This is a genomic window from Curtobacterium flaccumfaciens pv. betae (genome assembly GCF_026241855.1).
GTDB classification, from domain to species: domain Bacteria; phylum Actinomycetota; class Actinomycetes; order Actinomycetales; family Microbacteriaceae; genus Curtobacterium; species Curtobacterium flaccumfaciens.
In genome coordinates this window covers 2430145-2444485 of record NZ_JAPJDC010000001.1, presented here as the reverse complement: position 1 = coordinate 2444485, position 14341 = coordinate 2430145, and the positions used below count along the sequence as shown (strand labels likewise).

The window sequence follows — 14341 nt, the reverse complement described above, 5'->3', positions numbered from 1 at the left end:
ACCCACGACCGGAACGGAGCTGGCAGCGTGACCACCCCACCGCCAGACAACACGCAGCAGCCGACCCCGGCTGCGCACGGCACCGCGGACGCCCCGCTCACCGACGACCGTCTGCAGGAGGTCGAGTCGACCCCGCACCTGATGACGGACTCGGCAGAGGACACCGAGCGCCGCAACGGCGCCGGTGGTGACCGCTGGCAGGCCGCCCTGCAGGGGATCCTGAACGGCTCCGTGCTCGTCACGGTGCTCGCCGTCGTCCTCGCGCTGGTCGCCTGCGGCATCCTCATCGCCGTGACGGACGAGAACGTCCGTGCCACCGCCGGGTACTTCTTCGCCCGCCCGACGGACATGCTCCAGGCGGTCGGCACCGCGGTCGGCGGCGCGTACGCCTCGCTGTTCCAGGGCTCGGTGTTCAACTTCGGCGCGGACTCGTTCCAGCAGGCGATCGGGCCGCTCACGCGGTCCGTCGATTACTCGGTGCCGCTCATCGCCGCCGGACTCGGGATCGCGCTGTCGTTCCGCGCCGGGCTGTTCAACATCGGCGGCCAGGGGCAGATCCTGATGGGCGCCGCTGCCGCCGGGTGGGTCGGGTTCTCGTTCGACGGACCCGCCGCGATCCACATCCCGCTCACGATCCTCGCCGGCATCGTCGGCGGCGCGGTCTGGGGTGGCATCGTCGGGGTGCTCAAGGCCCGGACGGGTGCGAACGAGGTGGTCGTCACGATCATGCTCAACTACGTCGCGCTCTACCTGGTCAGCTACCTGCTCCGCACCCCGGGCCTGCTGCAGGCCCCGGGCAGCAGCAACCCGATCTCGCCCGCCACGAAGGAGAGCGCCCTGCTGCCGCAGCTCTTCGGCGTGCGGTACGGCGTGGACCTCGGGTTCATCGTCGCGATCATCGCGGTCGTCGTCGTCTGGTGGCTCGTCAACAAGTCGTCGCTCGGCTTCCGGTTCCGCACCATCGGTGAGAACCCCCGTGCCGCCCGCGTGGCCGGCATGAGCGTCCCGTCGCTGACCATCTGGGTGATGCTGATCTCCGGTGCCCTGGTGGGCATCGCCGGCGCCTACCAGGTGCAGGGCGCCGTCACCTCGGGCTTCACCTCGGGCATCGACGCCGGCATCGGCTTCGACGCCATCACCGTGGCCCTGCTCGGCCGCTCCAAGCCCTGGGGTGTGTTCTGGGCGGCCATCCTGTTCGGCGTGCTGAAGAACGGTGGATACGCCATGCAGGCCGCCAACGGCATCCCGATCGACATCGTCGGGGTCATCCAGGCCCTCATCGTCCTCTTCATCGCGGCGCCGCCGCTCGTCCGCGCGATCTTCCGGATCCCGCAGCCGGGTGCACGCAAGCGCACGAAGACGAGCAAGACCAGCAAGAAGGCGGTCGCCGCATGAGCACCATCAGCCCCACCGCGGCCCCCGCGTCGCCGCTCGCGGCCCGTCCGGTCGAGACCACCAGGAGCTGGAAGCTCCCGATCGGGTACGGCGTGTTCACGCTCATCGCGATCGTGCTGTTCGGCCTGCTGCCGCGTTCCGGTACCACCACGTTCCGCCTCGCGAACGCCGGTGACTTCTTCGCGCTGCCGAACGTCCCGCTGCCCGCGCTCGGGACGGGCATCGTCGTCATCGTCCTGCTCGCGATCCTGACCGTGTACGCGTTCATCGAGACGCGGGCACTCCGCCGGGTCCCGCTGTGGGTCACGTCGGTGTTCGCGGTCGTCTTCGTCATCGGCTTCCTGACCTGGGCCGCGGCCGGTTCGTCCCTGCCGATCCCCGGCCTGCTGCTCGGCGCGCTGAGCCTGAGCGTCCCGCTCGTGTTCGGTGCCCTCGGCGGCGTCATCTCCGAGCGGGTCGGCGTGGTGAACATCGCGATCGAGGGTCAGTTCCTCGCCGGTGCGTTCAGCTCCGCGATGGTCGCCTCGATCACCGGGTCGCCCTGGGTCGGCCTCGTCGCCGCGCTCGTCGCCGGCATGCTCGTGTCGTTCGTCCTCGCGGCGTTCAGCATCAAGTACCTGGTCGACCAGGTCATCGTCGGTGTCGTCATCAACGCGTTCATCTCCGGCCTGACCGGCTTCCTGTACTCGCAGGTGCTCTCCCCGAACGAGGAGACCCTGAACATCGGCATCCGGTTCCCGAAGGTCGAGATCCCGCTGCTGCACCAGATCCCGGTCATCGGTCCGGTGTTCTTCGAGCAGACGGTCGTCGTCTACCTGGCCTACATCGCCGTGGCGGTCGTCACCTTCGGCCTGTTCAAGACCCGCTGGGGCCTGCGCCTCCGCGCGGTCGGCGAGCACCCGCAGGCCGCCGACACGGTGGGCATCAACGTCACGAGCACCCGGTTCTGGAACGTCTCCCTCGCCGGTGCGATCGCCGGTCTCGGTGGGGCGTACTTCACCCTCGACGCGGTCGGGCCGTTCACGAAGGACATGACCGCGGGCGCCGGCTACATCGCGCTGGCCGCCGTCATCTTCGGCCGGTGGGACCCCATCAAGGCGACGCTCGCGGCGCTGCTGTTCGGCTTCGCGTCGAACCTGCAGAACACGCTCGGAGCGATCGACTCACCCGTGCCCAGCGAGTTCCTGCTGATGCTGCCGTACGTGGTGACGATCTTCGCCGTGGCCGGCCTGGTCGGGCAGTCGCGCGGCCCCGCCGCGTCCGGCAAGCCCTACATCAAGAGCTGACGGCCTGGAGGCACGACACATGACCGACACGCAGCAACCAGGTGACCAGGCGGTCACCGCCACCGACCCGACGGACGCCGCCACGGGCCTCCCGGTCGACGACGTGGACTGGGGCGTCCTGCGGGACGCCGCCACGGCCGCGATGCGGCGCGCCTACGCGCCGTACTCGTCGTTCCCGGTGGGCGCCGCGGCGCTCACCGACGACGGCCGGATCGTCTCCGGCTGCAACATCGAGAACGCGAGCTACGGGGTGACGCTCTGCGCGGAGTGCTCCCTCGTGTCGCAGCTGCACATGACCGGAGGCGGCAAGCTCGTCGCGTTCACGTGCGTCGACGGCGACGGGGCGACCCTGATGCCGTGCGGCCGCTGCCGCCAGCTGCTGTTCGAGCACTCGACCGAGGGCATGCTCCTCGAGACGCTCTCCGGCATCCGCACCATCGACGAGGTCCTGCCGGACGCCTTCGGGCCGCGCACCCTCGCCACGTACCAGCAGGAGCACTGACATGGCCGTCGAGCCGTTCGACACCGTCGACCTCATCCGCACGAAGCGCTCCGGCGGCGCCCTGAGCACCGCCGAGGTCGACTGGCTCGTCGACGCGTACACCCGCGGCTACGTCGAGGACCCGCAGATGGCCGCGATGGCGATGGCGATCTTCCTGAACGGGATGGAGCGGCGCGAGATCAAGGACCTCACGCTCGCGATGATCGCGTCGGGGGAGCGGATGTCGTTCTCGTCGCTCGGCAAGACGACGGTCGACAAGCACTCCACGGGCGGGGTCGGCGACAAGATCACCCTGCCGCTGGCGCCCCTGGTGGCGTCGTTCGGCGTCGCGGTGCCGCAGCTGTCCGGCCGCGGGCTCGGCCACACCGGCGGCACGCTCGACAAGCTCGAGTCGATCCCCGGGTGGCAGGCGTCCATCTCGAACGACCGCATGATGCAGGTGCTGCAGGACGTCGGCGCGGTCATCTGCGCCGCCGGGTCCGGCCTGGCCCCCGCGGACAAGAAGCTCTACGCGCTCCGCGACATCACCGGCACGGTCGAGTGCATCCCGCTCATCGCGTCGAGCATCATGTCGAAGAAGATCGCCGAGGGCACCGGTGCGCTCGTGCTCGACGTCAAGTTCGGGTCCGGCGCGTTCATGCCGACCTACGAGGCGTCCAGGGAGCTCGCGCAGACCATGGTCGACCTCGGCAACGACGCCGGGGTCGCGACCTCGGCGCTGCTGACCGACATGGAGGTCCCGCTCGGGCTGACGATCGGCAACGCGCTCGAGGTGCGGGAGTCGGTCGAGGTGCTCGCCGGCGGCGGCCCCGCCGACGTCGTCGAGCTGACCGTGGCGCTCGCGACCGAGATGCTCACGCTGGCCGGACTGCCCGACGCCGACCCCGCAGCGGCGCTCGCGGACGGTCGCGCCATGGACACCTGGCGTCGGATGATCGAGGCGCAGGGCGGGGACCCGTCCGCCGCGTTGCCCGTGGCCCGCGAACAGCACGTCGTCACCGCTGGGACGTCGGGGGTCCTCACGCAGCAGGACGCACTGCCGTTCGGGGTCTCGGCCTGGCGGCTCGGGGCCGGTCGTGCCCGCGCGCAGGACCCGGTGCAGGCCGGTGCGGGCATCGAGCTCCACGTCAAGCCGGGGGACACCGTGACCGAGGGCCAGCCGCTCTGGACGCTCCACTCCGACGACGCGTCGCGGATCCCGCGCGCACTCGAGTCGCTCGAGGGTGCGTGGACCATCGGCCCGGCGGGCTCCGCTGCCACGGCACGTGGGCCGATCGTGCGCGAGCGCATCGGGTCCTGAACCCGGCCACCCGACCGACCGGAGGCTCCCTGCACAGCTGTGGGGAGCCTCCAGTGTCTTCCGTTGTGGGTTGTGCACAGGTGCCTGCGCGGCGGCGGTGACCACCGATAGCCTGGGGGGCATGAGCGCCGACGCCCCGACCTACCGCCTGCCCGACGCCGGGGCGGTCATCAACGACCTGCCGAAGGTCTCACTGCACGACCACCTCGACGGCGGCCTGCGTCCCGCGACCATCATCGAGCTCGCAGCGTCGGCGGGTGTGTCGCTCCCCACCACCGACCCGGCCGAGCTCGGGCAGTGGTTCGCCGACCAGTCGAACTCCGGCTCCCTGGTCGAGTACCTGAAGACGTTCGACGTCACCACGTCGGTGATGCAGACCGCACCGCAGCTCACCCGGATCGCCCGCGAGTTCGTCGAGGACCTGGTCGCCGACGGCGTCGTCTACGGCGAGGTCCGCTGGGCGCCGGAGCAGCACCTGCAGGGCGGACTGACCCTCGACCAGACGGTCGAGGCGGTACAGGCCGGCATCGAGGAAGCCGTCGACGCCGCCGGCGGGCGCATCCGCGTCGGCCAGCTCGTCACCGCGATGCGGCACGCCGACCGGTCGCTCAAGATCGCGGAGCTCGCCGTCCGGCACCGTGACGCCGGGGTCGTCGGCTTCGACATCGCCGGTGCCGAAGCCGGGTTCCCCGCCTCGAACCACCGCGCCGCCTTCGACTATTTGGCCTCCGAACTGTTCCCCGTCACCGTGCACGCTGGCGAGGCCGACGGGCTCGCGTCCATCCGGTCCGCGCTGGTCGACGGCCGGGCGCTCCGCCTCGGGCACGGCGTCCGCATCTTCGAGGACGTCGCCCTGTCCGATGCCGGGGACGGCTCGACGCTGGCCTCCCTGGGCGAGGTCGCCTCGTGGGTCCGTGACCGCGAGATCCCGCTCGAGGTCTCGCCGTCGTCGAACCTGCAGACCGGGGCGATCGCCGCGTGGGGCGACGACCTCGCCGACCACCCGTTCGACGTGCTCTACCAGCTCGGCTTCCGCGTCACGGTGAACACCGACAACCGCCTGATGAGCGGCACCTCGCTGTCGAAGGAACTCGCGCTGCTCGCCGGCACGTTCGGCTACGACCTCGACGACCTGGCTGCGTTCCAGATCAACGCCGCGCTCGGGTCGTTCCTGCCGCTCGAGGACCGCGAGGAGATCATCGCCACCATCACCGCCGGGTACCAGGAGGCCTGACGCATGGGACTGCCACCGCTGCCGGACACCGCCGTCCTCCTCGGTGCGGACGCGCCCGCGTGGCGTGACGCGATGCGCCTGGTCGGCGGTGCGCTCGTCGCCTCGGGTGCCACCACCGACGAGTACACCGACGCCATGATCGGCATGGTCGAGGAGCACGGGCCGTACATCGTCATCTCGCCGGGGCTCGCGTTCGCGCACGCCCGGCCGGGTGGTGCCGTCGTACGGGACGGACTCGCCATCGTGACGCTGGCTGCTCCGGTGGCGTTCGGCCACCCGCACAACGACCCCGTCCGTGTGGTGCTCGGGCTCGCGGTGGCCGAGGTCGGCACCCACCTGGAGTCGATCGGCGAGATCGCGAACCTGTTCAACGACGCCACCGTGACCGGGCGGATCGCGGCGGCGACCACGGCGGACGAGGTCCGCACGATCATGGGGGTCTCCGCGTGAAGATCGTGACCATCTGCGGCGCCGGCATCGGGTCGAGCGGCATCCTCAAGGTGAACGCCGAGAAGGCACTCGACGCCCTCGGGCTCTCCGCGTCCGTCGTCGCAGCGGACGTCGCGTCCGTGCGGGACGTCTCCGACGACGCCAACGTGATCCTGACGAGTCAGGAGTTCGTCGAGGCGATCGGCGACACCTACGCCGAGGTCATCGTCATCGCGAACCACTTCGACCAGGGCGAGATCACGGCGGCGGTGGACCGGGCGCTCGGCGAGCACTGAGCGTGCAGTCCGCCCTTTAGAGTTGGGGCATGAGCACCGAGAACCCGCTGAACGACCCCGCTGCCGACCCGTTCGAGGTCGCGCGGGACGCCGCAGCCGCCATCGCCGAACAGTCCGGCATCGAGCGGCACGACATCGCCCTGACCCTCGGCTCGGGCTGGGGCAAGGCCGCCGACATCATCGGTGAGACCGTGTCCGAGATCCCGGCCGAGCAGGTCCCCGGGTTCAGCGCCTCGGCCGTCCCCGGACACTCCGGCACGATCCGGTCGATCCGCCTCGCCGACGGCCGCCACGCGCTCGTCATCGGTGCCCGCACCCACTACTACGAGGGCCACGGGGTCCGTCGGGTCGTGCACAGCGTCCGCACCGCCGCGGCGACCGGTGCCTCGATCATGGTGCTGACCAACGGTGCCGGCGGCATCAAGGAGCACTGGACCCCGGGCACGCCGGTGCTCATCAGCGACCACATCAACCTGACCGCGGACAGCCCGCTCGAGGGCGCGACGTTCATCGACCTCACCGACCTGTACTCGGCGCGGCTGCGCGAGCTGGCCCGGACGGTCGACCCGTCGCTCGACGAGGGTGTCTACACGCAGTTCCGCGGCCCGCACTACGAGACCCCGGCCGAGGTCCAGATGGCGAAGACCATCGGCGGGCACATCGTCGGCATGTCCACGGCGCTCGAGGCCATCGCCGCCCGTCAGGCCGGCATGGAGGTCCTCGGGTTCTCGCTCATCACGAACCTCGCCGCGGGCATCCAGAAGACCCCGTTGTCGCACACTGAGGTCCTCGAGGCCGGCAAGCAGGCCGAGCCGGTGATCGCCGACCTGCTCGCGCGCGTGGTCGCCGCACTCGGGCAGCCGGCATCGTGAAGCTCGACCTCGACCAGGTGCTCGGCACCGCGCGGGCGTGGCTGGCGCAGGACCCCGACCCGGAGACCCGCGACGAGCTGGCCGCGGCGATCGACGCGGCGGCCGATGGCGACGGTCCCGCTGTCCGGGCGCTCGCCGAGCGGTTCGACGGCCGGCTGCAGTTCGGCACCGCCGGACTCCGCGCGGAGCTCGGCTGGGGCCCGCTGCGCATGAACCGGGTCGTCGTGACCCAGGCTGCTGCGGGGCTCGCACGGTTCCTCATCGACACCGGGCGCTCGCGCAGCGTCGTGATCGGGTACGACGGCCGGGTGAACTCGGACGTCTTCGCACGTGATTCGGCCGAGGTCATGCGCGGCCTCGGGCTCGAGGTCACCCTGCTGCCCTCGGCCCTGCCGACGCCGGTGCTCGCGTTCGCCGTCCGGCACCTCGACGTCGGTGCCGGCGTCATGGTCACGGCGAGCCACAACCCGCCGCGGGACAACGGGTACAAGGTCTACCTCGGTCAGGACGACGACGGCTCGCAGATCGTCCCGCCCGTCGACGGCGAGATCGCGGACGCCATCGACGCCATCGCCGCAGGGTCCGTCACGGACCTGCCGCGCGGTACGGACTACACCGTGGCGACGTCGGCCCTGGTCGACGCCTACGTGGCCGCCACGGCAGCGATCGTGCCCGCTCCCGCGCTCGCGGGCGATGCGCAGCCGAAGGTCGTCTACACGGCCATGCACGGCGTCGGGTGGGAGACCGCCCGCGCGGTGTTCGCGGCGGCCGGGTTCGCCGAGCCGGCGGTCGTGCCGGAGCAGATCGAGCCGGACGGTGCGTTCCCGACGGTGTCGTTCCCGAACCCCGAGGAGCCCGGCGCGATGGACCTGGCGATCGCCCGCGGTCTGGCGGTCGGCGCCGACCTGGTGATCGCGAACGACCCCGACGCCGACCGGCTCGCACTCGCGATCCCGGACGGATCCGGTTCCTACCGTCGACTGTCGGGCAACGAGGTCGGCTGGCTGCTCGGGTGGCGGGCCGCCGCACGGGCTTCGGAGTCCGGCGCGACCGGCACCCTCGCTGCGTCGATCGTCTCGTCGCCGGCGTTGGCCCGGGTGGCCGCGCGCCACGGGCTGGAGTACCGCGACACCCTGACCGGCTTCAAGTGGGTGTCGCGCGTGCCCGAGCTGCTGTTCGGGTACGAAGAGGCCCTGGGCTACCTGGTCGACCCGTCGGTCGTGCGGGACAAGGACGGCATCTCGGCTGCGCTGGAGCTGCTGTCCCTCGCCGACGAGCTCGCCGCGTCGGGCTCGACCATCGCCGACCACCTCGAGGCCTTCGCCGCCGAGTTCGGCGCGTTCGCCTCGGGGCAGGTCGCGACCCGCGTCGACGACCTGTCGCGCATCGGCGAGATCGTGGCGTCGCTCCGGGCCACGCCGCCGACGGAGCTCGGCGGACTGTCCGTGCAGACGGTGACGGACTACGCCGACGGGGTGGCGGGCTTCCCGCCCTCGGACATCCTGCGCTACGACCTGTCCGGCGACGCCCGGGTGATCGTCCGCCCGAGCGGCACCGAGCCGAAGGTGAAGGTCTACATCGACACGGTCGCGGACACCCCCGCCGAGGCCCAGCGCCTGGTCGACGCCCTCGCCGCCGCGGTGCGCCCCCTGGTGTCGTAGGGCACCGGTCCGCAAAACACCGGTGTTCGCGCTCTGAACACCCGCACAACGCGGTGCAGAGCGCGAGCACCGGTGTTTTGCTGTTCCTCCACAGGGGGTGGGGGAGCGAGGGCTGATCACAAAGAGAGGGTCGTCGTCGTGTGGGCCGTGCGGGAGCCGTGACGGTGGGGCCATGGCTCACATCACGGTGTTCGGCGCGGCTCCGGGCGATCCCGATCCGAAAGCGCACCGACGGCTCGCGGATGCCGCTCGCCGAGGAACCCTCATCCGCCTCACGGCCGGCCGGTACGTCGACCGAGACGCGTTCGAAGCAGCGACTGCAGCGGAGCGCCATCGTGCACGGGTCGAAGCGGTCGCGCCGAACATCCACCCCACCCTCGTGATCTCCCACGAGTCGGCTGTGGCGATGCTCGGACTCCCGTGGCTCGGAGAGTTCCCCGAGCACGTCGTCGCCACCGATCCGCGTCGAGCCACCGGTCAACGTCGCGCGCATCTGCAGAAGGTCGGAGGGGCGGGTCGTCCCATCGCTTGTGCGAGCGTCGGCGGCCTGCCCGTCACGACCCTCGTGGTCACCGGGGTCGACGTCGCGCTCCGAGCGTCGTTCCGCACTGCGGTGGTCGTGTTGGACGCGGTGCTGGCCCGGGGAGTGTCACAGGAAGCGCTGCTCGCCGAACTGCGCAGCCGGGAGCCTCGTCCGCGGGCGTCCACCCGCGCGCGACGGGTGATCGAGTTCGCGGACGCGGCTGCTGACTCGCCCGGTGAGTCAGTGGCGCGGCTGTGTTGGGCAGAAGCGGGGTTCCCGGCGCCGGTGCTGCAGCAGGAGTTCCGCGATGCGGCCGGCCTGATCGGCCGGGTGGACTTCTGGTTCGAGGACGCCGGCGTGGTCGTGGAGTTCGACGGGCTGGTCAAGTACCGCGACCGGACGATGCGCGCTGGTCGGACCCCTGAGCGCGTCGTCATCGACGAGAAGCTCCGAGAGGACCGGCTCCGTGCGCACCGCTCCGTCCGAAGGGTCGTCCGCGTGACGTGGCCGGATGTTGAGCCGGGCGGCAACGGCCCCGTGGCACTCGAGGCAGCCGGAGTGCATCGTGTTCGATGAAGCAAAACACCGGTGTTCACGAGTCGAACCGCGGTGTGCGCGTGTTCAACCGGCGAACACCGGTGTTTTGCGAGAAGAAACGCCCGCGCTACGCGAGCTCGAGCAGCACGTGACCGGACGAGACCGTCTGGCCGACCGGGGCGTTCAGGCCGGTGACGACGCCGTCCTTGTGGGCCTGCACGGGCTGCTCCATCTTCATGGCCTCGAGCACGACGAGCAGGTCGCCCTTCACCACGGTGTCACCCTCGGCGACCGCGAGCTTCACCACGGTGGCCTGCATCGGCGACGCGACGGACGACCCGGACTTCGCCAGGCCCCCGCGGACGGCCGACGAGCGGCGCTTCGGAGGAGCGGTGGGGCCGGCGGGACGACGACCGGCGAGACCGGCACCGGCAGCACCGCCACCGACGATCGACGGCATGGTGACCTCGATGCGCTTGCCCTGCACCTCGACGACGACGCTCTCGCGCGCAGCCGGGGCCGGAAGTTCCTCGGGGGAGCCGCTCCACGCCGGGATCTCGTTGACGAAGTCGGTCTCGATCCACTGCGTGTAGATGCTGAAGGGCTCGTCGTCGGCCGTCGCGAACGCCGGGTCCGACACCACGGCGCGGTGGAAGGGGAGCACGGTCGGCAGGCCCGTGACCTCGAACTCGGCGAGTGCACGACGCGAACGCTCCAGCGCCTCGGCACGGGTGGCGCCGGTGACGATCAGCTTCGCGAGCATCGAGTCGAACGAGCCGGACACGACGTCACCGGAGACGACGCCCGAGTCGACACGCACGCCGGGGCCGGACGGTGCGTTGAAGGCGTGCACGGGGCCGGGCGCGGGGAAGAAGTTGCGACCCGGGTCCTCGCCGTTGATGCGGAACTCGAACGAGTGTCCCCGCGGCGTGGGGTCCGAGTAGTCGAGCACGCCGCCCTCGGCGATGCGGAACTGCTCGCGCACCAGGTCGATGCCGGTGACCTCTTCGGAGACGCAGTGCTCGACCTGCAGGCGGGTGTTGACCTCGAGGAACGACACGGTGCCGTCGGCACCGATGAGGAACTCGCAGGTGCCGGCACCGACGTAGCCGACCTCGCGCAGGATCGCCTTGGACGACTCGTACAGCGCGGTCTGCTGCTCGGGCGTCAGGTAGGGCGCCGGGGCTTCCTCGACGAGCTTCTGGTGACGACGCTGCAGGGAGCAGTCGCGGGTGGAGACCACGACGACGTTGCCGTGCTCGTCCGCCAGGCACTGGGTCTCGACGTGGCGCGGCTTGTCCAGGTACTTCTCGACGAAGCACTCGCCCCGACCGAACGCGGCGATCGCCTCCCGCGTGGCGGACTCGAAGAGCTCCTCGACGGAGGCACGGTCGCGGACGACCTTCAGTCCACGACCGCCACCGCCGAACGCCGCCTTGATCGCGACGGGCAGACCGACCTGGTCGACGAAGTCGAAGACCTCGGAGACGTCCTGCACGGGCTCGATGGTGCCGGGGGCGAGCGGCGCGCCGACCTTCTCGGCGACGTGGCGCGCGGAGACCTTGTCACCGAGGCGCTCGATCGATTCCGGCGACGGGCCGATCCAGACGAGCCCGGCATCGATGACGGCGCGGGCGAAGTCGGCGTTCTCGGCGAGGAACCCGTAGCCCGGGTGCACGGCGTCCGCGCCGGAGCGGCGGGCAACCGAGATGATCTTGTCGATGACGAGGTACGTGTCGGCGCTCGTGGTGCCGTTCAGCGCGTAGGCCTCGTCGGCGAGGCGGGCGTGCAGGGCATCGCGGTCCTGGTCGGCGTAGACCGCGACCGATGCCTTGCCCGCGTCGCGGGCCGCGCGGATGATGCGGACGGCGATCTCGCCGCGGTTCGCGATGAGGACCTTGCTGATACGGGGCATGACACATCAGCGTATTCGTGCGGCGGGAGTGCGTTTTGACTGGCACCCACAAAGAACCACCCGGAACAGGTGCGGATGTCTACAGTGCCCACAGGTCGTGCCAGGCGATGCCGAAGCCCCGGAGGAGCATCGATCGCAGCACCGGCAGCGACATCCCGATCACGGCGGACGGTGCGCCGTCGATCCGCGTGATGTACGCGGCGGCCCGGCCGTCGATGGTGAAGGCACCCGCGACCTCGAGCGGCTCGCCCGTCGCGACGTACGCGTCGATCTCGTCGACGGACACGTCGTCGGCGAAGGTCAGCACCGCGCTGTCGACCGCGACCACGCGGTCGCCACCGGCGGCCAGCGCCGACCCGCCGGGCGCGACGGCACCCAGCTGCGGGACGCCGGCGGTGGACGTGAGCAGGGACCGGACGGGAGGCACGGTGCGGGCCGGTGCCGCGCCTCCTGGCCGTCCCGTGGCCGGTTCCGGGTCCCGGTGCCGGTCGTCGCGTCGTCGATCGATCACGCAGTGTCCGCTCCACAGCGTCCCGCCGCCGGCGGCCCACCCCGTGCGGGGCTCGACGACCACGGCGGCGCGTCCGGCCGCTGCGGCTTCGTCGGCCTGGCGCTGCAGGACGGCCACGACGGCGGCGAGCTCCTCGGGGGTGGGGTCGCCGGAGACCACCCGGACGTCCGCCACCGAGGCGGGCTCGTCCGAGGGCACGGCTGCTGCGTGTCGACCCATCAGAGGGGGATGTTCCCGTGCTTCTTCGGGGGCAGCGTGGCGCGCTTGCCCCGCAGCGACCGGAGGGCCTTGATGACCGACACCCGGGTGGCGTGCGGCTGGATGATGCCGTCGAGCTCACCGCGCTCGGCTGCCAGGTAGGGCGACGCGACGTTGTACGTGTACTCGTTCGCGAGCTTCGTGCGGACCGCGGCGACGTCCTCGCCGGACTCCTCGGCGCGCTTGATCTCGGCGCGGTACAGGATGTTGACGGCACCCTGGCCGCCCATGACGGCGATCTCGGCGGTCGGCCACGCCAGGTTGATGTCGGCACCGAGCTGCTTCGAGCCCATCACGATGTACGCGCCGCCGTAGGCCTTGCGGGTGATGACGGTGACGAGCGGGACGGTGGCCTCGGCGTAGGCGTACAGCAGCTTCGCGCCGCGGCGGATGACGCCGGTCCACTCCTGGTCGGTGCCGGGCAGGTAGCCGGGCACGTCCACCAGGGTCAGGATCGGGATGCCGAACGCGTCGCAGAACCGCACGAAGCGGGCGGCCTTCTCGCCGGCGTCGATGTTCAACGTGCCGGCCATCGCCTGCGGCTGGTTCGCGATGATGCCGACCGTGCGGCCCTCGACCCGGCCGAAGCCGATCAGGATGTTCGGCGCGAAGAGCGGCTGCACCTCGAGGAACTCACCGTCGTCGACGATGTGCTCGATGATCGTGGTGACGTCGTACGGCTGGTTCGTCGAGTCCGGGATCACGAGGTCGAGCTCGTGGTCGGCGTCGGTGGTCTCGAGCTCCGGGGCGACGTCGTAGGCCGGCGGGTCGGACAGGTTGTTGTCCGGCAGGAACCCGATGAGCGAGCGCGCGTAGTCGAGCGCGTCGGTCTCGTCCTCGGCCAGGTAGTGGGCCACGCCGGAGACCGCGTTGTGGGTCTGCGCGCCACCGAGCTCCTCGAAGCCGACGTCCTCGCCCGTGACGGTCTTGATGACGTCCGGACCGGTGACGAACATGTGGCTGGTCTTGTCGACCATGATGACGAAGTCGGTCAAGGCGGGGGAGTACACCGCACCGCCGGCCGCCGGGCCCATCACGATGGAGAGCTGCGGGATGACGCCGGAGGCCTGGGTGTTCAGGCGGAAGATCTCGCCGTACTTGCCGAGCGCGACCACGCCTTCCTGGATGCGGGCGCCGCCGGAGTCGAGGATGCCGATGATCGGCACGCCCGTCTTCAGCGCGTGCTGCATGACCTTGATGATCTTCTCGCCGGCGACCTCGCCGAGGGACCCGCCGAAGACCGTGAAGTCCTGGGCGTAGACCGCGACGTTGCGGCCGTGGATCGTGCCGACGCCGGTGACGACCGCGTCACCGTAGGGGCGCTTGGCGTCCATGCCGAACGACGTGGTGCGGTGGCGCACGAACTCGTCGAACTCCACGAAGGAGTTCGGATCGAGCAGCTGCTCGATGCGTTCGCGCGCGGTGCCCTTGCCCTTCGCGTGCTGCTTGGCGATGGCGGATTCGCCCGCGGCGGTCACGGCCTCGTGGTACCGGTCGCGGAGGTCGGCCAGCCGGCCGGCCGTCGTCGACAGATCGGGGGTGTCTCCTGAAGTCACCCGCTCACCCTACCGGCGGGTGGGACGCTGCCGGTTGGAGGACCCCCACGGTTCCTGCCCGTACAT

The 14341-nt window shown here is 71.0% G+C and carries 13 protein-coding genes; 10 read left to right on the top strand and 3 right to left on the bottom strand.

The annotated features are described in order from the left end of the window. Window positions 1-27: 27 nt before the first annotated feature. The 10 genes from ORG17_RS11410 to ORG17_RS11365 all read left to right on the top strand — a co-directional run bounded on the left by ORG17_RS11410 (window position 28) and on the right by ORG17_RS11365 (window position 10074). Window positions 28-1395 (top strand): ABC transporter permease, encoded by a 1368-nt coding sequence (locus tag ORG17_RS11410; protein WP_173034510.1) that lies wholly within the window; start codon window positions 28-30, stop codon window positions 1393-1395. Next, entirely contained in the window at window positions 1392-2681 is a 1290-nt protein-coding gene (locus ORG17_RS11405; RefSeq protein ID WP_027466455.1) for an ABC transporter permease, read from the top strand. Before ORG17_RS11410 ends, ORG17_RS11405 begins: the two co-directional genes overlap by 4 nt. A 19-nt stretch (window positions 2682-2700) precedes the next feature. After that, window positions 2701-3183 (top strand): cytidine deaminase, encoded by a 483-nt coding sequence (locus ORG17_RS11400; RefSeq protein WP_071244268.1) that lies wholly within the window; start codon window positions 2701-2703, stop codon window positions 3181-3183. Window position 3184: 1 nt separating this feature from the next. After that, the gene (locus tag ORG17_RS11395; RefSeq protein ID WP_214525940.1) at window positions 3185-4483 is read left to right on the top strand and encodes a thymidine phosphorylase; all 1299 of its coding nucleotides are present in this window, start codon (window positions 3185-3187) and stop codon (window positions 4481-4483) included. A 121-nt stretch (window positions 4484-4604) separates the two neighbouring features. Next, window positions 4605-5717, top strand: coding sequence for an adenosine deaminase (locus ORG17_RS11390; protein WP_214525939.1), 1113 nt, complete (start codon window positions 4605-4607; stop codon window positions 5715-5717). 3 nt (window positions 5718-5720) lie between these two features. Continuing rightward, window positions 5721-6167 carry a PTS sugar transporter subunit IIA gene (locus ORG17_RS11385; protein WP_027466459.1) on the top strand — a complete coding sequence of 149 codons (447 nt, stop codon included), beginning with the start codon at window positions 5721-5723 and terminating at the stop codon, window positions 6165-6167. Continuing rightward, on the top strand, window positions 6164-6442 hold the full coding sequence (locus ORG17_RS11380; RefSeq protein ID WP_027466460.1) for a PTS sugar transporter subunit IIB: 279 nt from the start codon (window positions 6164-6166) through the stop codon (window positions 6440-6442). The genes ORG17_RS11385 and ORG17_RS11380 overlap by 4 nt, the downstream gene beginning before the upstream one ends. 29 nt (window positions 6443-6471) lie before the next feature. After that, window positions 6472-7314: a purine-nucleoside phosphorylase gene (locus ORG17_RS11375; RefSeq protein WP_027466461.1), complete on the top strand. Its 843-nt coding sequence runs from the start codon at window positions 6472-6474 to the stop codon at window positions 7312-7314. Then, window positions 7311-8975 (top strand): phospho-sugar mutase, encoded by a 1665-nt coding sequence (locus tag ORG17_RS11370; protein ID WP_214525938.1) that lies wholly within the window; start codon window positions 7311-7313, stop codon window positions 8973-8975. The genes ORG17_RS11375 and ORG17_RS11370 overlap by 4 nt, the downstream gene beginning before the upstream one ends. A 172-nt stretch (window positions 8976-9147) precedes the next feature. Continuing rightward, window positions 9148-10074, top strand: coding sequence for a hypothetical protein (locus tag ORG17_RS11365; protein ID WP_214525937.1), 927 nt, complete (start codon window positions 9148-9150; stop codon window positions 10072-10074). A gap of 88 nt (window positions 10075-10162) precedes the next feature. Here ORG17_RS11365 and ORG17_RS11360 read toward each other — a convergent pair whose 3' ends face one another. From ORG17_RS11360 to ORG17_RS11350, 3 genes are all read right to left on the bottom strand, one after another. Beyond that, window positions 10163-11950 (bottom strand): acetyl/propionyl/methylcrotonyl-CoA carboxylase subunit alpha, encoded by a 1788-nt coding sequence (locus ORG17_RS11360; RefSeq protein WP_214525935.1) that lies wholly within the window; start codon window positions 11948-11950, stop codon window positions 10163-10165. Window positions 11951-12029: 79 nt separating this feature from the next. Next, window positions 12030-12680: an acyl-CoA carboxylase epsilon subunit gene (locus ORG17_RS11355; protein ID WP_214525933.1), complete on the bottom strand. Its 651-nt coding sequence runs from the start codon at window positions 12678-12680 to the stop codon at window positions 12030-12032. Then, window positions 12680-14275, bottom strand: coding sequence for an acyl-CoA carboxylase subunit beta (locus tag ORG17_RS11350; protein ID WP_027466469.1), 1596 nt, complete (start codon window positions 14273-14275; stop codon window positions 12680-12682). The genes ORG17_RS11355 and ORG17_RS11350 overlap by 1 nt, the downstream gene beginning before the upstream one ends. Window positions 14276-14341: the final 66 nt, after the last annotated feature.

Excerpts from the sequence above, each read along its gene's own strand:
- ORG17_RS11385 (WP_027466459.1), top strand. The coding sequence starts at position 5,721 with ATGGGACTGCCACCGCTGCCGGACACCGCCGTCCTCCTCGGTGCGGAC.
- ORG17_RS11395 (WP_214525940.1), top strand. The coding sequence starts at position 3,185 with ATGGCCGTCGAGCCGTTCGACACCGTCGACCTCATCCGCACGAAGCGC.
- ORG17_RS11355 (WP_214525933.1), bottom strand. The coding sequence starts at position 12,680 with ATGGGTCGACACGCAGCAGCCGTGCCCTCGGACGAGCCCGCCTCGGTG.
- ORG17_RS11360 (WP_214525935.1), bottom strand. The coding sequence starts at position 11,950 with ATGCCCCGTATCAGCAAGGTCCTCATCGCGAACCGCGGCGAGATCGCC.
- ORG17_RS11375 (WP_027466461.1), top strand. The coding sequence starts at position 6,472 with ATGAGCACCGAGAACCCGCTGAACGACCCCGCTGCCGACCCGTTCGAG.
- ORG17_RS11390 (WP_214525939.1), top strand. The coding sequence starts at position 4,605 with ATGAGCGCCGACGCCCCGACCTACCGCCTGCCCGACGCCGGGGCGGTC.
- ORG17_RS11405 (WP_027466455.1), top strand. The coding sequence starts at position 1,392 with ATGAGCACCATCAGCCCCACCGCGGCCCCCGCGTCGCCGCTCGCGGCC.
- ORG17_RS11365 (WP_214525937.1), top strand. The coding sequence starts at position 9,148 with ATGGCTCACATCACGGTGTTCGGCGCGGCTCCGGGCGATCCCGATCCG.
- ORG17_RS11400 (WP_071244268.1), top strand. The coding sequence starts at position 2,701 with ATGACCGACACGCAGCAACCAGGTGACCAGGCGGTCACCGCCACCGAC.